Raw genomic sequence first — 22637 nt, 5'->3', positions numbered from 1 at the left:
ATCAGACTCAATGATGCCTCGACATTACTAAAGTTTACTCAAACTCCATTGATATTGTTTGCCACATCAACGGCGGAATGTTAACTTTCTTTCACGTTCGAGCGTGTCATATAGACTACCTGTGGCTTGCGTTGCGGCGTTCATTTTCCATTGTTTTTTGGGAAGGTGGCGTACGTATTCGCAATCGGACAAACCTTCCCCTACACTCTATTCAGGAAGGTTAAATACAGTGAATGATCGTTTTATAAATTTTATACCCCATTTTTGGCTATTCGTTTCCGCTTGTTTGGCGCTGGTCGCGCCTCAAGCGTATTCCATGCAATCTGAGCCATTATCTACACGTATAACCAAGGTAATGGAGGACTTCACCAGCGCAGCTAATTTTCATGGCTCAGTGCTCGTTGCCGACAGGCAGGGCAAGGTTATTTTTGAAGCAGCTTATGGCCTGGCGAATGATGCTGCCAAAGTACCCTTTCTGGTTGATACCGCTGTCGATATCGGATCAAATTCCAAAGCTTATGCTGCCGTCGCAGTACTGACACTCGTACGTGATGGTCATTTATCCTTGGATCATCGTCTCCCCCAGTATTTTCCTGATGTACCGGCTGACAAGAGTGAAATTACCATTCACCAACTCCTGACACACTCGTCTGGATTGCCTGATGAATATGACCGGTCCTACGAGACTACAACGCGGGAAATCATGGAGAAGTCCATATTGGCCCAACCTTTACTATTTAAACCTGGCCAGGATTTTTCATATTCGGATATGGGATACGCCCTGTTGCATGCCTTAATAGAGCGTGTTTCGGGCCTAGCATATCAAAAATACGTCGAACGTTTTGTGTTTACACCTTACGGCCTGACGAATACGGGCTTTCTGGAATCTCCGATGTGGGATTTCAATGGTGGAAACGCACCTGTCGCAAGGGGGTATACCAATGGTGAGGAGCGTGATTCACCGATCACACTACCCAAGGACACCTGGATGCCAATAGGTGGCGGGACTATTCTTTCCACGGTAAAAGATGGCGTCAAATGGCATTCCGGGCTGGTTGCCGGACGTGTTTTGGGAAATGACTTGTCAGCTATGATCTTTAGCAGGCACAGAGAGATTCGAAAACATAAAAGCTGGTATGGCTATGGATGGGGGATAGTCAATTCTCCAACTCGAGGAACGGTGTATGCACACTCGGGAGCGACAGCTTCCCATAACTATTACTCACAGTTTCTTGCCGATCATGGTTTGTTTGTCATTACAGCCAGCAACCGTATCGACGGCAGCTATGATGACAAAAATCAGAACGGTTCTATAGAAGACGATGAAATCATTAACGAGACGATCTATGCAATAGATATAGGAATTGCATTAGCTAAAGCACTCAGTGCCAAATAAGCAAAACAGATTGAGATGGAAGGTGTAGAATAAAGTACTATTGTGGAGATATACATTGTGCTTATAGGGTTCAAAGCTCCCTGCATCTGATCAGGCGGCTGGTTTCCACCGCCGCCTGGCGATGCCTGACCGCCTGGCGGTAGGCGGGGTCCCCGATCATTTCAAGAAATGCCGCGGCATCGGGATAGCGGGCAATAAAGGCCATATCCCATTTCTCCTCTGACGGACCGATCAACATCAGCTCCGGACTGCCTTTCCACAAAATGGATCCGCCGACCCGTGCGAAAATCGGTCCGCTTTCCCGGCTGTAAAGACCATAGGCTTCGGCACCCGTCACCTGACGCCCATCGTCATATTCGGCCCGCTCTTTGAACCGGACCAGGTTGAGCATGGCAATCGGCTGGTCTTTTGGCAGTGCCAGGAAGGCTTTAAAATCCTCCTCTGTCGGATCCATGTAGCTGTCCATCGTAGTCCCCTCTTTATTACAGGAAGAAGTATAGGATGAAGCGCCGCAGGTTCAGAGGTTGTTTGGTTAAAACCAGACTCCTTTACTGTGCTTCCCCCCGCGCCCTGTGCAGTTTTTTATAGCTTTCAATTAATCTCAGGTGCTTGTCCAGTCCTTCGAGTTTAAGGCTCGTCCTGGTCAGGCCGGGGAACCTGATCTCCCCTGTTACTACGCCCAACACCTGTTCCATGACATCCGCGCCGAACATCCGGCTGAGGTTCGGCACATAATCCTCGATCTCCAGGTCATCATCAATGGTGATGTCGAGCACGGCGGCCAGGGCCTGATAGAACAGGACCCGCTCCACTGTATTATCATTGAAATTCAGGAAGTCGCCCACCAGTTCCCGCGCTTCTTCATATTGTTTGAGGGCCAGGTAAAGCATTATTTTCAGCTCCCCCACATCGAGCTTGCCCCACACGGTATTTTCATCAAAGGCGATGCCAATCAGGGTGGAGATGACCGTATAATGATCCAGCTCCGACTGTTCCAAACGCTCCAGCAGGTCCTCCAGCTCTTCATCACCCAGGGCATGGATATTGAGAATATCCTCCCTGAACATCAGGGCCTGGTTGGTATTATCCCAGATCAAATCCTCCACCGGATAAACTTCCGAATAGCCCGGCACCAGAATGCGACAGGCGGAGGCGCCAAAGTCCTCATAGGTTGCCACATAAACCTCTTTACCAAGGCCCAAGAGAATATTCATCAGGCACTCATTTTCCTCTTCGGTCGTGCCGCTGAAATCCCATTCGCAAAAGTCATAATCATGTTTTTCGCTGAAGAATTTCCAGGAGATAACACCGGTTGAATCAATGAAATGCTCGACAAAATTATGTGGCTCCGAGACGGCATGGCTGCTGAAGGTCGGCGGCGGCACATCATTCAGACCTTCAAAACTGCGGCCCTGCAACAACTCCGTGAGGGAACGTTCCAGTGCCACCTCAAAGCTTGGATGTGCGCCGAAGGACGCAAAAACGCCGCCGGTTTTGGGGTTCATCAGGGTCACGCACATGACGGGATATTTCCCGCCCAGGGAGGCATCCTTGACCACAACGGGGAAGCCTTTGTTTTCCAGCTCCTCTATACCGGCCAGAATGGCGGGATATTTGGCGAGAACCTCTTTCGGCACATCGGGCAGAATGATCTCTTCTTCGATAATCTGCCGTTTGACGGCCCGCTCAAATATTTCAGACAGGCACTGCACCTGTGCTTCATACAAATTATTGCCGGCACTCATCCCGTTGCTGACAAACAGGTTTTCGAGCAGATTGGACGGAAAATAGACGGTTTCCTGGTCCGAATGGCGGGTGAAAGGCAAGGCACAAATACCCCGGTCCACCCGTCCGGAATTGGTATCAATCAAATGGGACGCCCTGAGCTCCCCATCCGGGTTATAGAGCTTAAGGCATTTTTCATCCATCAACCCCTCCGGCAGGGCATCATCCGGGCCGGCTTCAAACCATTTTTCATTGGGGTAATGGACAAAGGGGCTGTTGGCGATTTCTTCCCCAAAATAATAATCGTTGTAAAAGAAATTACAGCTCATCCGCTCGATATATTCGCCAAGCGCCGAACAAAGGGCGCTTTCCTTCGCCGCCCCCTTGCCGTTGGTAAAACACATGGGGGATGCTGCTTCCCGGATATGCAGAGACCAGACATTTGGCACAATGTTACGCCAGGAGGCGATTTCGATTTTAATGCCCATATCAGACAGGATCGACGTCATATTGGATATGGTTTTCTCCAGCGGCAGGTCCTTGCCCACAATCATCGTATTGCCGTCGCCGCCATAGCCCTGCAGAAGTGACGTATCCTCCAGACTTTCCACGGCCTCGATTTTAAACTCCGGGGCTTCCTGAATGACTTTTTTCACGGTGCAGCGATCCGCCGCCCTTAGAATGCCGACCCGGTCCTGTTCGGAAATGCCGGGCGGCAACTCAACCTGGATCTGGAAGGTCTGGTTATAGCGGTTTTCCGGATCGATAATGTTATTTTGCGACACCCGGATATCATCTGTCGGGATACCCCGCGCCAGGCAATAAACCTTAATGAAATAGGCGGCGCACAGGGCGGACGAAGCAAGAAAATAGTCAAACGGGCTTGGCGCGGTGCCGTCGCCCTTATAGCGAACAGGCTGATCGGTCGTTATGGTAAAATCATCAAACCTGGCCTCCAGCCGAAGGTTATCCAAAAAATTTACAGTGATTTCCATATGCCCATTCTTTCCTGAAAAGGTGACTTCAATAATGCGTCATCATTCATATCCGGTATTTTGTCAAGGTGAATAGCCGTTTTGAGGTAGCCGGAAAATCTGACTTTCAGCGCCCGATAGCCCCGAGCAATGATCTGAATAATCTGAAAGATAAGATTGGTCGCGGAGGTGCGCTACCAATGGAAACCCTAAAATTCTATACACAAATGCTCCAGCAAAGGGTGTGACATTTAAGTTGGCTACGAGGACGGGATTTGCAAGAAACCTTGGAAGAATATGAACTTAATCATACAGCCCATCAACACCGGCAAGTTCGTTACATAAGTTATATTTTCTTTTTTATAATTCCCGCGAACCAAAGTAAGGAAAATTTTGAAATTTAGGCGCCATATTTGGCGCCCAAATCTCTGTCTACACGAATTTATTCACACTTGAAACTCTCTGCTTTTTCTTCAGCCCCCCCCTGATAGCGAGCTACCAGAGGGTAAGGACACAGCGGCCTTTCTATTCCAGGAAACGGACTGCGGACTTGTCTTAAAAAAGTGGACAGGACCGTGCTCTTTAGGCGGTTAATTTCTCACAGGCCGCAAGCCTTCATTGGACAATGCCAAGAAATCAAGAGCTACCAGTCCGCCTGGGCACGAAACCCAATACCCTGGCCGGACCAGGACTCTGCCCCCAGTGTTTTGAAATAGAGATAATTCACCATCAATCTTACATGATCCACAGGAATCCAGTTGATGCCGAGGGTAATGTCCTCAAGGCGCTGCCCCTGCCCTGCATCTTCAAGATCGAGATAACTGAACCTGGCCGCCAGCTCCAGGGCACCGGGACCGCCATCCTTCACATCCCGCGCAGGCACAGTCCGCCCAAAAGCGCCACTGCCGGCAGAATAAGTGCGAGGCTCACCCGTCAAGCTGTATGTTGCCGCCACTGAACCGCCCCAGAATTCCGGGTTTTCTTTGCTGCCGAGCGCCATAACATCAGCCCGGTTATATTCCCCCTGCAGGGAGGCGGGACCGGCAACCGCGGCGAATTCCAGCCCCGCCACCCTATAGGATGACATGGGAATGCGGCCACTGCCGACAATTGCGCTGTTGCCAACCTTAAGTCCTGGACCGGCGGAAAAGCTAACCGCCTTTTCGCTTTCTTCACGGTAATAATAGGAGGCGCCAAAATGGAGAACCCTCCCGCTTTCGTGAAACGGAGACCAGGTTGTCCGGGCATTCAGCCCCCATCCGTCCTCTTCTTGTGCGGTCCGGTTGGCGCTGTCCGTCATAAACCCAATGTGGAGTGTCCAGTCCGTGCCCTTTGAGAATGCGGAAATGCCGAGCTTTCCCCCGGCCCCGGCCTCGAAAGCGTTGGAGACGATGGAACGTTCCATAAAGGGCACATAAATATCGCTGGTAGCGGAATCGAGAGAATGATAGACCTTGTGCTGTCCGGCAGTGAGATCAGCGTACTTCCAGCCCTTGTAGCGAATAAAACTGTCGTCAAATTTCACCTTTTCACCGTCAGCAAAATCGAGGAGAAGCTGATAGTCAAATTCCCCGGGCAATGCCCCCAACACACCAATCCTGGACCGGCGGAAGGCCATACCGCTGTTCAGTTCCCGACTAACCTCTGTATCAAAAAATGTACCCCCGTCCACCTGCAGGCGCCCGCGAAAGCGAAGAGAGGGAGACACCTGCCCTGTTGCTGTTGCTTTCACAGAGGCAGGCTGAGTCACCTCTGGTTTTTGCAGTGCCTCGCTGGAGACAGTTTGGGATCTGGCGTTTTCCAGGGCCAGAACCCGCTTTTCAAGTATTCTGATTAGCTCTGCCTGTTCATTGATGATCCGAATAAGGTCTTCATTCTCAGCCCGGACTGGTGAAGTGACCAGGGACAAAAGAGCGAAACAAAGGAGAAATTTGCACATAAGAACCCCCCTCCCTTTCAAAATGTCAAGGGAACCTGAATGCCAAAGGTTAGAGAAAATTGCCCGGAGGGGACAATCCTCTCCAGGCTTTACAGGTTGTCAGATCCTAGAAATTATACCTGATCTTGAAGTTGAAGTTACGAGGCGCCCCGTAGGCAAGCTGATCGAAGAAACCGATCTGGCTGAAATAGGTTTCATCCAGCAGGTTCTCCACGTTAACCTGGGCGGACAGATTTTCACTGATGTCATAACGCGCCATCAGGCTGACCAGGACATAGGAATCCTGCTGCAGGCGGTCCGGCTCCCAGTCGAACGGATTTGTGGTATCGGTATAGTTTTTATCCTGCCAGTTTGCCCCGCCGCCAATGGTCAGGCCGTCCAGGGTATCCTGGAAGCTGTAGGTGGTGAACAGTTTCAGCAGCTTGCGCGGATGATCTGTGTTGACATCGCTGCCTGCGGCATCTTCCGCCGTGAACTGGGTATAGCCAAGGCTGACATTCCAACCCGGCAGAAGTTCACCAACCACTTCCAGTTCAAAGCCCTTGCTTTCCGTGCCCTTGGCCGCGGAATAGGCCTGGAAGATGGTGCCAGGAATCAATCCATCAGGCTGGGCCAGGTTATCCTGTTGAATCAGGAACAAAGTCACTGTCGTATGCAGGGCACCGTCCATATAGCTGCTTTTCAGGCCAATTTCATAGTTTTTGCCCACCAGCGGATCCAGAAGATCGCCGTTGCGATCCTGGAAATTCTGCGGATTGAAGATCTCCGTGTAGCTGGCGTAGAGGGTGTGGTTTTCCACAACATCATACAAAACACCCGCATAAGGCAGGAAAACCCCGCTGTTGCCATAGTTCAGGCTGGCACCGTAGCTGGCGCCTTCCTGGTCCCATTTGGCAATACGCCCCCCGGCGACCACTTTCAACTGATCAGTGACGTTCAGCCGTGTAGCGGCATAGAAACCTGTCTGCTTGGTTTTATATTCCGACACAATACTTGTCGGCTCATCAGACCAGGTCGGCTCCGGGAAGGACCCATCCCAGGCATTGAAATCACCAACAGTGGCAACGCCGCTGGATGAGTAGGCCGGTGTTATGGATTCCTGATCACTATACAGGGCCCCAAAAACCAGCTCGTGATCACGGCCGAACAATTCATATTTACCCTTCACCTGCAGGTCAAAACTGTCCTGTTCGCTGCTGACATTGGCCCGGTAAGGGAATGGTCCCATACCAAGACCAGACACTTGATCAGGTACACCAAAAAGGTATAGCAAGCGATAATCGGCTGAATTTTTGTTGCGGTTATAGTTGACCTTGGCGATCCAGTCTTCACTGAACTCATGCACAATGTTCACATAATAGTTTTCATTTTCAGATGCCCAGTAGGTCCAGTCCGCCGCATTGGTTTTGCTGCGGTCCCAGCTGGCCTTGCTGCCATCGGCATACCATGCTGGCAGGCCGCCCCATGTGGAAGCCGTTGGATTATTCTCCTGATAGCTGGCGCCAACACGGATCAGGGTTTGCTCTGTAATATCCGCTTCCAATACGCCATAGAGGACAAAAGTCTCATTTTCAGCCAGGTCACGGAAAGATTCCTCATCTCTGTAGCTCGCCACAAAACGTCCGCGGATCGAACCGCTCTCGTTCAGGCCGGAACTGATATCACCCATGATACCATAGCTGCTCCAGCTACCGACTTCCGCGGCGACATTGCCCGTCAGCTCTTTATCATCCGCATGCTTGCGAACCAGGTTGATGGAGGCGGACGGGTCCCCTGCGCCAGTCAAAAGACCTGTCGCCCCGCGAACAATTTCCACCCGTTCGTAAAGATAGGTGTCCAACTGGGTTTCCCCGGCATCCCCTTCCGGGCTCCAGGCCAGCGGCACACCATCCACCTGGTAATTCTGGATATCGAAACCGCGGGCGGAGAATTCCGCGCGGGAGCTGTCCAGTTCACGGGCGGAAACGCCAACCGCATTATAGACAACGGCCGCGAGGGATTCCAGGTTCTGGTCTTCGATCCGCTGAAAGGTCATTACGCTGACGGACTGTGGTGTTTCCTGCAGGGAAAGTCCAAGGCCAGTCGCCGTATCCAGGCGGTCATTAATGGTATAGGAGCCCGTTACAGTAATCTCTTCAAAAATCAGTTCTTCCGAGCTGCCTGCTTCCTCCTGTGCCTTTGCCGCTGCGGTGACCATCATGGAAACTGCGAGCACGCTGCTGCTCAATAACTGTGTCTTACGCTTGAACATCATGTTCATGTTAATCCTCCCGGCGGATTAGATTGAGGTATCTGGACCTCCCTGAACGCAGGAAGTCCGCTTATTTTATTAAGAATGATAACCGGTCTAACCGGCCGTGAATAAATCGACAGGGTCAGTTAGTTGCCGGATCAGGCCATCTTTTGATCCAGTCCCCTGGTGCAGGCGAGAGATATTTCGGTAAGGCCCGATCAAAATAGACATCGGCCCATATAGAGGAGACCCAGTCCTTTGTAAAACAGTAGATTCATCTCGATTGTTGATTCACAGGGAGCAGACTTGGGAATGCGCCCTTCCTGAAAAAAGATAGACTATTAAAACCGGGACAGACTCACATGCCTCGAGAAAGCACACCTACAGCCCGCGCCGACAGGAGCCTCAGGCCAGAAATCGAACAGTTCCTGATAAAAATGGCCGAGGCCGGTGAAAATTTACCGCCACTGACAGACGTTCCGTTCCCCGAGGCCCGCAGGCTGACCGAAGAAGCCCGCAAACCCTTTTACGAGGGTGGCCCTGATATGTGCTCAATTGAGGATAAAATCCTGCCGCTTTCATGTGGAAATGTGAGAATTCGCATCTATAGCCCTTCGACGGAAACCACTACGCCTGCCCTGTTCTATATTCACGGTGGCGGGTGGGTTCTGTTCAGCCTCGATACGCACGACAGGCTAATGCGTGAATATGCCGCCCGCACGGGCTTCCGGGTGATCGGCATCGACTATAGCCATGCGCCGGAGAAAAAATACCCGGGCCAGCTCATCGAGGTCGCAGAAACCATTCTCTGGTGTCAGCAGCATGCAGACGAGCTTGATATCGACCGCGAGCGCTTAACCCTCGGCGGCGATTCCGCTGGCGGGAACCTGACTATCGCCGCCTGCCTGAAACTCCGGGAAATGGGCCACCTTGATCTTATCAAGGCATTGGTTCTGAACTATGGCGCTTTCGACGGCCGTCGCTGTCACGCATCCTATAAAAAATTCGGCAGCGGCGAATATTTGCTGAGCGGCGAGGAAATGGACTGGTTCTGGGGATGCTACCTCGAGAGTGAAGAACAGGTCCTTGATCCGATGGCGAGCCCTATCCTGGCAAATGTGACCGGGCTGCCCCCGGTCTACATGGTTATCTCCGATTTTGACGTCCTTTATGACGAAAACATGGAGATGAAAAAGAACCTGGAGCAAGCCGGTGTCGCGGTAACTGCGAAAGTCTGCACCGGAACCACCCATAGTTTTCTTGAATCCATGATGTTCGGGGGAATCGCCGAAGAGGCTCTGGACGAAACCGGCGCCTGGCTTTTAAATACCCTTAACTAGCAGCGCTCACTCTCCGGCCAGTTGTCTCGACCTTGCTGCTGCCGCCGAAATCGCCACTTTCAGAGAATCATACAGATTCCCCTGCCCCTCCATAAGTGGCGCCAGTCCAGCAACTGTCGTCCCTTTCGGACTGGAAACCTGCCGTCGTAATTGCTCGGCTGGCAAATGCGTCTCTACCGCCATGTTCCCGGCCCCGGCGACTGTCGCCACAGCAAGTTCCCGGGCAAGCGATTCCGGAAGTCCTTCCGCTACGGCGGCGGAGGTAACGGCTTCAATAAACAGGAAAATATAGGCCGGTCCCGAACCTGCGAGCGCGGTCACCGCATGCATCTGCTCTTCTTTTTCAATCCAGAAAACACGGCCAATAGCCTGAAACAACAGTGCAGCCTGACGTCTCTGGAAGTCACGACATTCTGACGAAGCAAACAATGTACTTGCCGATTGACCGATTGAAGCCGACAGGTTCGGCATGACCCGCATAACAGCTTCCGTGTTGGGGAAAAAGCCTTTGAGGGTTTCCACAGTTACCCCGGCGGCGACAGACAATAACAGGGTGACGGGCGATATCAGCGCACCCGCCCATTGGCTGAGCTGCTCTATCAGCCCCGGCTTTACTGCCAACACAACTATGTCAGCTGGATCAAACCCCGATCCGTCGGTGCTGACATTCCTGGCCGGGATCCCGGTCCCGGGCAGACCAGCCCCTAACCCGGGATCAACAATAAAGATACTATCAGGATCAACGCCAGAGGAAAGCCAGCCATTCAGTATCGCCTTGCCCATATTGCCGCAGCCGATCAGCAATATCCTCTTGCCGGACAAACAATCCGTTTCCAGAATTGAACTATTCATCATCTTCTCGCTCGCAAAAACCCGTGATTGCCGGGTTATTGGTCCTTGAAATATTTGCTTGGCGGAACTCCGAAGGTTTTCCGGAACATGGAGGTAAAAGCGCTTGAACTGTTATAACCCACATCAAAGGCCACGGTAGTGATGGGCTCCCCTTCCGACAGGCGGGACAAGGCCTCAACCAGTCTTGCGTGTTGCCGCCAGGCGGAGAAGCTCATACTGGTCTGCTGACGAAACAGCCGGGTAAATGTCCTACGGCTCATCCCCGCATCAGAAGCGCAGCAGGTCAGGTCCTTCTCCTGTGTCGGGTCCGAAAGAAAATCCTGACAGACCTGAGCAAGCCGCTTGTCATCGGGCAAGGGGATTAGAAGGGGTTCGATCGGCATCAGCTCGATTTCATCCAGGATCAGGCGCATGATCCTTCCTTCCCGGCTGTTGTCGTCATATTTGCGGGGAATTTTCATGGCCTGAAGGATCAGGGCGCGCAGAAGCTCGGACACTTCGATAACCCGGCATTTACCGGGAAGGTTTGTCCGCACCACAGGATCGATGTACAGGGTACGCAGGGAGACATCGCTTTTACAGGTTGCCATATGGGAGATGCCGGCGGGTATCCACAAGGCCCGCTGAGGAGGGAGAACGTAACTTCCCTCTTCTGTCATGACGTTGATAACACCCTTGGCAGCATAAACCAGCTGGCATCTTTTGTGATGATGCCAGTCATCTATAAATCCTTCCGGATATTCATCTTCCAGGGCGGTGACCGGCCGGTCGATATACTCCAGGGCTGCGCTGCTTTTTGCCTTCATGTGCATCCTGTCCAAAACATGGATATCTGACGCGTAATATTGCAATCCAACCATAATCGGCTCCTCAAAACAACAGCATTCGGCACCCGGTTTAACGGGCTTCCACTTCTTCCCCTTTACCCAGGGTGGAATTCCTGTGGCCAAACGACATGTATACGTAAACCCCCAACAAGATATAGAACCCCAGGAAGATTGCGGGAATGATGTCCCCATAAAATGCTTTCAGGAAGATATCCAGAATGACCGGGCCAATCATGACCAGGCAAAGAAGTATGCCGATCATCGGTACATAGCCGAGCCATATGCCTTTGTACCAGATCCCGCCAAGCGGCACCCGGAACGGACGCTCCAGGTCCGGCTCGATAGTGCGCAGCCACATGGTGCTGAGACATACAATCGAAAAGGCAAAAGCCGTTCCCAGGCTTACAAAATCCGCCAACAGGGTAATTGGGAAAAGACCGGCGGCGACCGCCGAGATCGTACCAAGGATAATGGTCCCATACATAGGCGTTCTGAATTTTTCATGGAGCCGGGAAAAAATGGGCGGAAGAAGACCGTCCCGTGACATGGCAAAACTGATTCTGGATTGACCGTAAGCGTTGACCAACAATACAGAAGCCAGGCCGGCAATAGCACCGATCTTGATCAAAGCCGCAAATTCGGGTTTGCCCAGCCTGTCCACTACCAGAGCGATCGGATCAGGTACACCGAGTTCGCGAAATGGTACTACACCGATCATAATGACCACCACACACATGTAAATAATGGTACAGAATATCAGGGCACCGACAATGCCAAAGGGCATGTCCTTTTGAGGATTGCGTGCCTCGGAGGCCGCCGTTGAAACAGTCTCGAAACCAAGATAAGCAAAAAAGAGTGTGGAGGAGGCCCGGAGGATACCTTCCCAGCCATACTTAAACCCTCCCTCATTTTCCGGAATAAACGGAACATAGTTGGCCGGTTCCACCGCATCGAAAGCAATAATGACAAAACCAGTCAGTACACTGACCTTAATCACGACCAGGATATTGTTCACCAGGGAGGAGGTAGAAATTCCCACCACCAGAACCAAGGTAACCAGCGCAATCATTACTACTGCCAGAAAATTGAACCCTCCCGTTAACTGGAAGTCAGAAATTCCATCATGGGAAGCTGCTTGGACCGTCGCCGAAGCAAGCGATGCAGGAATGTCAAAACCAAACTGCGCACAAAGACTACTGATATAGCCGGAAAGCCCCACCGACAAAGCAGAAGCGGCGAGCCCGTACTCCAACATCAAAAGCCAGCCCAGCGACCAGGCGAATATCTCGCCGATCGAGGTATAGCAGTAGGTATAGGACGATCCCGACACCGGCAGGGTCGATGCCAGCTCAGCGTAACAAAGTGCTGTAAATCCGCAGGCCGTACCCGCAAGGACAAAGGAAAAAACAACCCCGGGTCCGGCAAAGTTTGCGGCGGCATTTCCGCTCATCACGTAAATGCCCGCACCGATGATGCATCCCACCCCGAGCAACAGAAGATTGAATTTGCCGAGATGCCTTTTCAGGCCATGGTTATTGGCTTCATGTTGAATGCGGCTTACTGACTTCCTGAGGTAGAGCCTTCCCCTGAATCCCTGATTCCCCTGCACCTGACTCTCCTTTATTTATTTAAGTCTTATTGATTACCGACGGCCATTTTCATTTTAATCATCATATTCGCCACGTGGCGTTCAGCCGGTGAGCCCTGTATAAGAGATGAAAAAACAGCTTTCCGGTCCGCATCCGTATTGGTTTGCAATAGACGAACCTGACTCTGGAAATCACTGGCCTTGATCTCAAAGCCAACAATGGCTTTCAGCAGTTTTTCTTTATATTCCTCCACCTGGGAGATATGCCACGCGCTGCCTTCCTGTTCGAGAAAACGACTAAGATCCGACACAATCTTGTCCACCCCATTGGCATCCTCAATCAATTGCGGACGTCCGGTGACGTGAACCGTGGCATAGGCCCAGGTAGGCACTCTAGGCTTGGAGGTATAGTAGGATGGTGAGATATAACTGTTCGGTCCCCAGAATATGACTATGACCTGCCCATGATCTTCCATGCGCTGCCACAAGGGGTTTGCCCGGTCCATATGACCGACAAGACAAAGGGTGCCATCGCTGTCCACCCTGGCCATGAAAGGAACAGGGCTCCCCTCGATCTTATCACCCCCAACCAGCAAGGTTCCCATGACAATCTCGTCAATCAGCAGTACCGCTGTATCAACATCTGTAAAATTAAAAGGTTCGGGCGCATACATGGGATTATCCCTTTTGGATCAATCACTGAGGATAGATATCATCCTGAGTATGCATGAAGCCTATCACCTGCGGATACGGCCCGAATTCGAAGATAGGCCAACAATTACTCCCTTTGGGCCATACCCAAAAGAATAAAAGTCTGGTTTTAATTGGCTCGCTCTGCCCTGAACCATTGTCCAACGAAAGCTTTCTGGCGGGGCCAGATTTCGTCCAGGCTTTCCCCCTTGTACAGCCGGCCGTTTTTCATCACCATGTCGATGGCCCGGGTATGCCGGATGTTCTTAAGGGGGTTCTCCGTCAACACGACCAGGTCCGCCAGTTTCCCGACTGTCAGGCTGCCGAGGTCACCGGACCGACCAATAGCCTCCGCCCCGCCCAATGTCGCGGCATTCAGGATTTCTTCTGGCGTCATGCCGCCCATAGCATATGCCTCCATTTCCCAATGGGTGCCGATACCCGGGGCCTCACCATGGGCGCCAACACCAAGCAACCCGCCAGTCCGCTGGATACGGGCAGCACTCTCTGCTGTTTGCGGAAAGCGGTACAACTCCGGCGCGAACCATTCCTTGCTGAGAAATTTCCCGTTAATCATGTCGCGGGGCCAGAAACGGTTGAGTTTCCCCTCCCCGGCCGGATTATCCCGGGTGATAAAATAATTCTGCCCTTCGTAGCTGCCGTTGGTGATCAGAAGGGTAAGCGTGTAAGCAACCCGGCTCTGGCTCATAAGCTCAACCACATCCTTGTACAGCGGGGCAGTTGGCAGGGCATGCTCATGACCGGCAAAACCATCTATCACCTGGGTCAGACCATGCTTCAGGGCAAGTCCGCCTTCACTGGTTACCATCATGTCCATTTCAGCGGCGATCTGGGCGAACCACTGGCGTACCCTGCGGTTGCCTGTTTTGTACATTTTCAGATTTCTGATGCGGTAATGGTCCCGGTAACGCTTGAATACTTCACGGATTTCATCGGGGGAGCGAAAATTATTGAAGGAAAAGATCGCGGGCCCGGTTGAATAAAGCCGTGAACCGGTAATCAAACCGGCCTCCACCAGGTCAGCATAATCCAACGGATCCAGGGTCAGGCTGGACGGATCAAACAAGGTTGTAACGCCATAGGCAAGGCTCGCAGACAATCCCCAGCTTTCGAAGTCCAGAAGGTCGCGGCGCACCTCCCCCACATGATGATGGGTATCAATCAGGCCGGGGATTATATATTTGCCCTTGAGGTCTAGAATGCGGGCATCCTTCGGAACCGCAAGACTGCCGCCGGAACCAATGGCTGCAATCTTGTTGTTCTGGATATGAATCTCCCCGTTCTCCAGCACACCCTGACGATCCATGGTCACCAGGGTCGCCCCGCGGAGCACAAGTGTGCCCTTCGGCGTGTCGCGCGGCAGCTCAACGGGCGCCTCGAATACTTCCGCCTCTCCGCCTTCAAGCGACCTGCGGTAGATGCTGGAACCAATGGACCAGATAATGCTCTGCCCACCGTCTGCCCAGTCGAAATAATCCGCCCCGACCGTGGTGAGCTTTTGCGCCGCCGTCTTTTCATCAAACAGGTCCAGCGTCATGCCAGTGGTCTTTTCCGAAACGGGCACGAGATAAAGCTGCTGGCGGCTCTGTACCAGAAGCCAGTTGCCGTCCGGATGGATTTTCATGCTATCCACCTGCGCAGATCCCTCAAGGAAATACCAGTTTGTACCAACTACATTGAGGGGCTCTTTGAGCTGCCGGCCTTCCTGGTCCAGGGCAATAAGCCCATCGTGGGTCATCAGATAGAAGGTACTTTTCTTGCTCTGAAACTGAACGCCCCCGGCAAAGTTCCCCTGGTAGATCACTTTGCTTTTTCCACTGACGAGGTCTATGCGCAGCAGGCTCGCATCCTTCAGATTGCCATACTCAAAATGGCTGAGAAGCCTATCGTTATGCGAAGTGCGCTGGACATAAATATATCTACCTTCCGGACCAAAAGCCGGATAGCGATAAACATCAGCTTGATCTGTAAGTTTGCGTGCTTTGCCTGCTCCATCCAGAGGGCGCAGCCAGACATGCCCGCCTTCCCGTGCCGACCAGGTTACATAAGCCAGCGACTTTCCGTCTTTAGACCAGACCGGATGATAGGAGGGACGAGACCGGTCCGTAAGTGCAGCCGGCCGAGCTCCGTTTTCCAGATCCATCACATAGATCGCGCCAAGGGCGGAAAAGACCAGTTTTCGGCCATCAGGCGATTGCCTCGGCGTATGAATAATGCGGACGCTCACAGGGCCTTCTTCCTGCCTTATCTCTGCAGTAAGACGGGGACCAAGACCAATCGAAACATCCGCGGTAAAAGGAATAGTGCGTTTCTCTCCGGTCTTCACATCGATTTTGACGATCCTGCCACCGTCGGTAATCAGTATCTCTTTGCCGTCCGGTGTGAAACTATACCGCGGAAGGATGTCCTGCACGTGCGTGGCCTGCAACTGGTCGTTCAGAATGGGAAAGGCCAGCCATTTTTCAGTGCCCTTCTCCATATCCCTTACCTTGAGCCCGGTCATTCCGTTATGACGGACACCGTAGGCAAGTTTTTGGCCGTCCGAGGAGACAACTGGCCTGAAATAGCTCCCGCCGTCACGATCAGCCTGCCGGGTCGATACCGCCTTGACCAGGGTTTCCTCTTCTCCCGTCTCCAGATGACGGCGGCGAATACTCCATTTGACCGGGAGGGCCAGGTCCAGTCCCTCCCCCAGATAGGCGTAATAGAGATATTTTCCATCCCGACTTTCCATGGCGCCGGTCACGCTTTGGGGATGCCCCCCCACTTTTGCCGCAGAGAGCTGCACGCCCTTACCATTGCCGGACGCAGGAAATTTCCACAGGGCATGACCATTCTGGTCCGGCCGGAACACTGAGACATAGAGATGACTGCCGTCTGCAGACCATTGCGGGGAAAAATAAGCCCGTTCGCTGTCCTGAAAGCTGACCTGCCGGGGCTCTCCTTCCCTCAGGTCCAGAACCCACAGGTTTTCCGCACCGGATCGGTCGCTGACATAGGCAATCCTCCGCCCGTCCGGAGAAAAGACCGGCTGGGTGTCAAAGGCCATGCCGGAGGTGATCCTCCTGGCCTTGCCGCCATCGGCCTTCAATTCATACAGGTCACCGAGCAAGTCAAAGACAATATTTCGGCCGTCTGGGGAGACATCCAGGGACATCCAGGTGCCTTCATTGGTCTCGAACTCCATCAAGCGGGTGGGATTTAACGGCAATGCCTCACCGGCTTGTCCCGTTACCGGCAACACCCAGGCACACCCCATCAGGATCAGGCGGCTGTATTTCTTAAGAAACGTCATTCAAACCTTCCCGATTATTTATTGCCCTGGCTTAACGGATGATATTTATCCCGCAACTGGATCTGGCGCGATTTCGCGATGAAGGGTTTACCATCCAGGAAAATCTGCTGCGGCACGGACAAGGGCTCCAGCGGATCACCCGACCAGACAACCAGATCAGCAGTTTTGCCTTCCTCCAGCGTCCCAAATCCGGCCTCAATGCCCCAAATCTCTGCAGGGTTTTTGGTCATGGCATCAAGGGCAGCTTTCCTGTCCAGCCCGTATCTCACCGCAAGCCCGGCCCCGATCCGCATGACATTCCCGGCATTATGGCTCTTGAAAATACTGTAGGTACAGAAGGCAATCTTTACACCGGCCTTATGCAGAATAGCAGCATTATCCCCGCGGGAGCCGATAGCGTCATAGCTGGACGGCAGAATGTCATAGGGATTCAGCACCACCGGAATTCCGGCTTTGGCAAGCTCCGGCGCCACCCGCCAGGCCTCAGCGCCACCGATAATGACAATGCGCACTTTTTCCCAGCGCTCTCCAAAACGTATCGCCTGCCTGATATCCGACTCCCGGTTGGTCATAATCGCCAATGGGGTCTTCCCTTCCAGGATGGATAAGAGAATATCAGGGTTGGCATGCTTCTTTTTTTTCGGACTGGCCGGATGTTCCGCGGTCTTGTCAAAGAAATGATAGAGGTCAGACCAGCTTGCCGCCCGGGACTTGCTGCCCGCCCCCAAGCCGCCGATATCAGCCACAAGGGCTATACCGGCCTTGTCAACAATATCCCCCCGGGTTTTCAGATGTAAAAGTGTTCCGGCCCCGACAAAGGGGTCTTCCCCGTCGCCACCCGGCAGGGTAACCGCACGGGCCAGCCCCTCGGAGCGGACCACATCCAGCAGGACACTGTTTTGGTTAATACCATAACTGACATCAAAATCCGGCGCATGCGCCTTTGTCTTGCCAACATGATCAACAGTTTCTTTTATGGAATGAAGTTCCAGCAGTCCGAGGTTTGTTGCCGAATTCATCAGCCCCGGCGTAACGATCCCGCCGCCGGCATCTATCACACGAGCATCTTCACCCGCTTCAAACTCGTTGCCGATACGGGCGATCCTGCCGTCCCTGATCAACAGGGAGACCACCTCCCCGGACGGAGACATATACAGGCGGGCATTGGTCACCAGGTAAGAATCCGCCATCGCCGGAAACACCTGCACCAGGCACAGGAAAATGACCAGTTGTAGCCCCCTAGTCATTACTCATATCCTCCCGCGCGGGCTGCCCGATCATAAAGTCGGAATTCCGCCAGCTGTCACCGTCCTTGATGTCATAAACCTCTACACCATCAATGAAAACCAGCTCGGCCTTGCTATAGATACTGAAGGGATCGCCGGACCATAAAACCACATCGGCATTCTTGCTCACTTCCAGGGAGCCGATCCTGTCATCCAGCCCCAGCACTTTCGCAGCATTGATGGTGATCCAGCTGAGCGCCTCGGCTTCGCTCATCTCGATACCGGCTTCTTGTCCGGCAGCAAGAGCCTTGGCCGCTTCCACATTCATCATATGCGCGAGTACCGGGAAGTCGGTATGCAATACGACGCAGGCCCCAGCCGCTTCGAGAAAAGCAGCATTTTCCTTGATTCCGTCAAAAGCTTCCAGCTTATAGCCCCACCAGTCACTCCAGACTGCACTGCAAATATTGTCCCGAACCAAAAGGTCGGAAATTTTATAAGCCTCGACAGCATGATGAAAGGCGGCAATTTGCAGGTTAAATTCCCGCGCCATATCGAGAATATTGGCCATATCGTCCGCCCGGTAACAATGAACATGCAATTTCACATCGCCCCTGAGCGCACCCGCCAGCACTTCCATGCCCAGATCCCGCTGCCGGTCGCCGTCCCGATATTCCTCCGCATAGCCCCGGGCATCAACCCAGGCCTGTCTCTGCATTGCCATATTGCCCATGCGACTGCCGGGGGCCTGCCCCTCCATACCGTAATTTTTCGGATTTTCGCCACAGGCCAATTTAAGGCCGTAGGGTGCGCCCGGAAATTTCATGGCCTGTGCCGTGACAGACGGAATATTTTTCAGCACCACGCCAAGGCCGCCAAACAGATTGCTGGACCCGGGCAGCACCTGCAGGGTGGTCACCCCACCGGATAGAGACGCCGAGAAGGATGGATCCTGGGGCCAGATCGCATGTTCCACATGTACCTCGGGCGTTTGTGCGCTGGTGCCTTCATTGACATCCCAAACGCCCACATCCCCTGTTCCGTAGGGCAGCGACGCCACCCCGAGGTGACTATGCACATCAATCAGGCCTGGTGTTACGAACTTGCCCGCGCCTTCGATGATATTGGCACCCGACGGTACGGAAAGGGCTTTACCGATCTGCTTGATTTTACCCTCTTCCAAAAGGATGTCCGTGTTTTCAAACTGACCGCCCAGACCATCCATCAGGGTCGCCTTGCGGATCAACACCGGCCCAGCGGCACGGGCTTCATACGTTCCGGGGTTCACATCAAGTGCAGGAAAGGAGCGAACCGACAGATGCTCCCAGGCCGTATAGGCCAAGCCACCAACCACCAGGCCGATCGTCAATATCGTTAACTGGGAAATATTATTCATCGTCCTCTTTACCCCTAACATCTGTTAGGCTCGATTATATAGGGTTTCGACGTTTCCACCATAAGGCTATTCCGATTACTGACATAAAAAGCAGGGCACCCCCGGTGATCAGGATCAGGATACGCATAGAAAGCCCGCCCCAGTTCCCCACATGCAGCGCGAAGAAAGAACTGAAAAGCTTGGCCTTGAACGGAGCCTTGAGCTGGTCCTGATTTCCCAAAATTTCTTTCGTCGCAGAATCCACATAAACCCTGGTATTTCCATATACCGTCCTGACTTCACCCTCCTGCAGCAAGCGGATGGCATAATAGGGTGCTGCGTCATCCGGCAGAGTCACAATGGAAATTTTTGCATCTGGATAAAGTGCGAAGGCGGTTTCCATGGCTTCAGTAAAACCGATCCCTTGCCGCAGAGGTGCGCGTCCCTCGACCGCCACTTGAGGTTCCGGCCAGGGATCACCGAATATCTGCCTGAAGTCCCCAAGATATGCGTTCAGAACCCCCGTAAAACAAAGAAAAAATGCCGGAATGACCACACAAAGCCCCACAGTCCTGTGCCAGTGATAGAACTTGATTTTGGCAGGCGCCGTGGACGGCCATTCAAAGAAACGTTTCCAGTTGCGCCTGTTCGGCCATAGGATCACAAGCCCCAGAACCAAGTTGGTGGTCAGGAAAATCCCGCTGATGCCGATCAACGCCCCACCATAGTCCTCGATCCACAGCATTTCGTGAAGTTCCGACAGCCGATTGAAGACATCATATTTCATCATCCTGTCAGCCAGGACTTCGCCGTCACCATCAATCCTGAAAGCCCGGGACCCCAGGCCATCTTCTTTCATGTTGTAAAAATAAACATCGAACCGGCTTGCCTCCGCATCCGTTGTAAAAAAATAACGCGGCTTCCAGGCCGGATATCTTTGCTCTAGTCCCGAGAGGGACTTTTCAACTGCAGGAAGGTCCAGCTTCACATGAGGTTTATAGAACAGAAGATTATTGATTTCCGGTGCAAAGAGAACAATAAAGCCCGAGGCAATCTGCAACAGCCAGATAACCACCAGCGACAGACTGATATATTTGTGAGCGGACAAAATAAACTGGCGCATGGTCTCTCCCGGGCAAAGTTACTGTCGGGAGTATAAACCTCTGCAGGGTTTTCATCCTTTCTCATACGGGTATATTTCTTTCTCTGCTGAGCCAGCAAGAGGACAAAATGCAGAAAGAACAATATAGTGACCCAAAGCCCCTCAGGAGTGTTTAGAAGTGATCCTGCAACTTATTTGGCCGGCGTCAGGACAATTATCTTCCTGTTTTCCACTTTCCTCACACATGCTGATATAAGGGATTTTGTAAAAAAAGCGCCCTGTCCTTCGGTCCCTCACAGTGATTTCTGATCGCGTTTAATTTTTCGGTCTGAGCTTCTCAATCACCTGGGCGTCCACCCAGAATATATCCACATTTTCGTACTTGTCCGAACCCATATTCCGGTTGAAAAAAAGATATTTTCCATCCGGCGTCACACTTGCAGACGCTTCCCAGGCGCCGGTGTTGACCTTGTCACCCAGATTAAGGGCCTCACCCCAGGAGCCGTCCGGCGCACGAAAACTGATATAAATATCTGAATCGCCATAACCGCCTTCCCGCTTGGCATCCCAAAGCAAATAGGATTCATCGGGTGCAATGAAGGGGTGGTTGAGCTGCGTGCCGGAGTTGATTTCCGGGCCTAAAGCTTTCGGCTCTTCATATGTACCGTCGATCCGGCGGGAATAGCGCAGGGGAAAACCCGGATTTTCCTTGTCAAAGGTATCAAAATAATAGGTGCCGCTGGCCGACGCCGAAAGCCGCATAATCCGCAAATCCTTAAAGGGGGCACCCAGGGTTTTCACCTCCGACCATCCGGCTTCGGAGCGTTCCCTATAGCGCCTGCCCAGATGCAGGGTCTTGCCGTCGGGAGAGACGACCGGCTGGCCGGCCCAGCCGGAAACGACCTGCTCATGCCAGCGATTATTTTCCTGCTTATAAACCACAAAGGTCGCGTCTTCGTATTTGCCGCCGTTCCTGAGGAGGTAGAACTCCTTCATATCGGGCGTGAAGGCGCCGCTATATTCCCAATGCTCCGTCGACACTATGCCGGGGGCGAAAGGTATTGGTGTAAGGCCGGGCGGTGTCTGTCCGAGCCAGGGACCTTCGAGGGCCGAAAATTCATCCTGGGCATGACTTCCACCCCCCACCGCCAAAACAGTAAAAAACGCAGCAACGGACGCTGTAAATCGCTTCTTCATTTTATAACTCCCCATAGACGATATTATATTTTCTTTCTGTAAGTGTGCAAAATCCCGCGGCATACGACAAAGAAATTGCGATGAACTGTTGTTTTCGAAAGGTAAACTAATTGATCTGCCAAGCCATTATGGCTTTGGCCCCGAAGCCTCGGGGAAATGCCTGGATGTTATAATGGAAGAAGGATTGGTCGCGGAGGTGCGCTACCAATGGAACCCCCTTAGTAAATAGCTCCCCTCAATTCTCGGCCAAGATTTGATTTCTAACCCTTCACAGATTTTCTTTCTCTTATGGTACACCCGCCGATAAACACCATAACTGCTTTGAAAAACTCGATAATTATGAATATGCCATGCAGGTTATCCGGGTTTCGGGGCTGACCTGCCATGACCAGTTCCGTTCGAACATCCAGTTCAGGAAAGAGCCAGAAAGTCTGCAAGCTCAATGCAAGAAATATCGATACAAGCATCCCCCATTTCCACACAGAGAACCTGCCGGCAAAGGAAAATAGAATTGCGAGAACAATCAGTCCCCATTCAATATAATTGAAAAAATGCAATGTTACCTGCCCAACTTCCAATGCAACAGGTAAAGTCAAATGCGGTGCGAGAAACTTCAAGGGAGTGGCAATGAATGACACTCCTAAAATCAGGCCAGTCCAGATAAAATAAAGTGCCGGCAGCGCATTGGATAATCTGATCTCCATTTATTTACCAACGCCTCCTTCTGTGCAGAGTTTTTAATATCGAAAAGAGCACCGGGGAAAAGGCCTCCAGGAAAATGTGTGAGAGGGGACAGTGATTTTCCTGGAGGTGAGTTCTCTCAAAAGACACTTTTGAGAAAGTAGGGAAGAGGTAAT

16 protein-coding genes and 1 pseudogene are annotated in these 22637 nt (G+C 52.4%); 2 read left to right on the top strand and 15 right to left on the bottom strand.

All coding sequences use genetic code 11. The features are described from left to right. Positions 1-229 precede the first annotated feature (229 nt). Positions 230-1396, top strand: a complete 1167-nt coding sequence (locus ACN0YD_RS03250) for a serine hydrolase domain-containing protein (RefSeq protein ID WP_417317207.1) — start codon at positions 230-232, stop codon at positions 1394-1396. Between the two features lie 70 nt (positions 1397-1466). On the opposite strand, the gene ACN0YD_RS03245 is transcribed toward ACN0YD_RS03250, so the two are convergent. The 5 genes and pseudogenes from ACN0YD_RS03245 to ACN0YD_RS03225 form a co-directional block, all read right to left on the bottom strand. Beyond that, positions 1467-1862, bottom strand: a complete 396-nt coding sequence (locus tag ACN0YD_RS03245) for a DUF1330 domain-containing protein (protein WP_417317206.1) — start codon at positions 1860-1862, stop codon at positions 1467-1469. 82 nt (positions 1863-1944) lie between these two features. Then, on the bottom strand, positions 1945-4116 hold the full coding sequence (locus ACN0YD_RS03240) for an OsmC domain/YcaO domain-containing protein (RefSeq protein WP_417317205.1): 2172 nt from the start codon (positions 4114-4116) through the stop codon (positions 1945-1947). Between the two features lie 421 nt (positions 4117-4537). Further along, a pseudogene (locus ACN0YD_RS03235) lies at positions 4538-4630 on the bottom strand (hypothetical protein); the annotation flags it as partial. 108 nt (positions 4631-4738) lie between these two features. Then, positions 4739-6034 carry an OprO/OprP family phosphate-selective porin gene (locus tag ACN0YD_RS03230; RefSeq protein WP_417317204.1) on the bottom strand — a complete coding sequence of 432 codons (1296 nt, stop codon included), beginning with the start codon at positions 6032-6034 and terminating at the stop codon, positions 4739-4741. A 106-nt stretch (positions 6035-6140) separates the two neighbouring features. Next, complete coding sequence (locus ACN0YD_RS03225) at positions 6141-8294, bottom strand: TonB-dependent siderophore receptor (RefSeq protein WP_417317203.1); 2154 nt, start codon at positions 8292-8294, stop codon at positions 6141-6143. Between the two features lie 335 nt (positions 8295-8629). Between ACN0YD_RS03225 and ACN0YD_RS03220 the strand changes: the two genes are divergently transcribed. Beyond that, on the top strand, positions 8630-9607 hold the full coding sequence (locus ACN0YD_RS03220) for an alpha/beta hydrolase (RefSeq protein ID WP_417317202.1): 978 nt from the start codon (positions 8630-8632) through the stop codon (positions 9605-9607). 6 nt (positions 9608-9613) lie between these two features. Here the strand turns inward: ACN0YD_RS03220 and proC are convergent, their stop codons facing one another. From proC to ACN0YD_RS03170, 10 genes are all read right to left on the bottom strand, one after another. Beyond that, positions 9614-10462, bottom strand: coding sequence for a pyrroline-5-carboxylate reductase (gene proC, locus ACN0YD_RS03215; RefSeq protein ID WP_417317201.1), 849 nt, complete (start codon positions 10460-10462; stop codon positions 9614-9616). 32 nt (positions 10463-10494) lie between these two features. Further along, entirely contained in the window at positions 10495-11319 is an 825-nt protein-coding gene (locus tag ACN0YD_RS03210; RefSeq protein ID WP_417317200.1) for an AraC family transcriptional regulator, read from the bottom strand. Positions 11320-11356: 37 nt separating this feature from the next. Further along, positions 11357-12895, bottom strand: a complete 1539-nt coding sequence (locus ACN0YD_RS03205; RefSeq protein WP_417317199.1) for an amino acid permease — start codon at positions 12893-12895, stop codon at positions 11357-11359. A gap of 26 nt (positions 12896-12921) precedes the next feature. Beyond that, the gene (locus ACN0YD_RS03200; RefSeq protein WP_417317198.1) at positions 12922-13548 is read right to left on the bottom strand and encodes an FMN-binding negative transcriptional regulator; all 627 of its coding nucleotides are present in this window, start codon (positions 13546-13548) and stop codon (positions 12922-12924) included. A 146-nt stretch (positions 13549-13694) separates the two neighbouring features. After that, positions 13695-16880: an amidohydrolase family protein gene (locus ACN0YD_RS03195; protein WP_417317197.1), complete on the bottom strand. Its 3186-nt coding sequence runs from the start codon at positions 16878-16880 to the stop codon at positions 13695-13697. A 14-nt stretch (positions 16881-16894) separates the two neighbouring features. Further along, positions 16895-18127, bottom strand: coding sequence for an amidohydrolase family protein (locus tag ACN0YD_RS03190; protein ID WP_417317196.1), 1233 nt, complete (start codon positions 18125-18127; stop codon positions 16895-16897). Beyond that, positions 18120-19502: an amidohydrolase gene (locus ACN0YD_RS03185; RefSeq protein WP_417317195.1), complete on the bottom strand. Its 1383-nt coding sequence runs from the start codon at positions 19500-19502 to the stop codon at positions 18120-18122. Before ACN0YD_RS03185 ends, ACN0YD_RS03190 begins: the two co-directional genes overlap by 8 nt. Before the next feature lie 34 nt (positions 19503-19536). Further along, positions 19537-20604 (bottom strand): PepSY-associated TM helix domain-containing protein, encoded by a 1068-nt coding sequence (locus ACN0YD_RS03180; protein ID WP_417317194.1) that lies wholly within the window; start codon positions 20602-20604, stop codon positions 19537-19539. Positions 20605-20898: 294 nt separating this feature from the next. Further along, positions 20899-21780, bottom strand: coding sequence for a hypothetical protein (locus ACN0YD_RS03175; RefSeq protein WP_417317193.1), 882 nt, complete (start codon positions 21778-21780; stop codon positions 20899-20901). Positions 21781-22040: 260 nt separating this feature from the next. Continuing rightward, a complete protein-coding gene (locus tag ACN0YD_RS03170) occupies positions 22041-22484 on the bottom strand; it encodes a hypothetical protein (protein ID WP_417317192.1) in 444 nt (147 codons plus the stop codon). Positions 22485-22637 lie beyond the last annotated feature (153 nt).

Source organism: Emcibacter sp. (assembly GCF_048269205.1).
Lineage (GTDB): Bacteria > Pseudomonadota > Alphaproteobacteria > Sphingomonadales > Emcibacteraceae > Emcibacter.
This window is presented reverse-complemented; position numbering and strand designations above follow the sequence as displayed.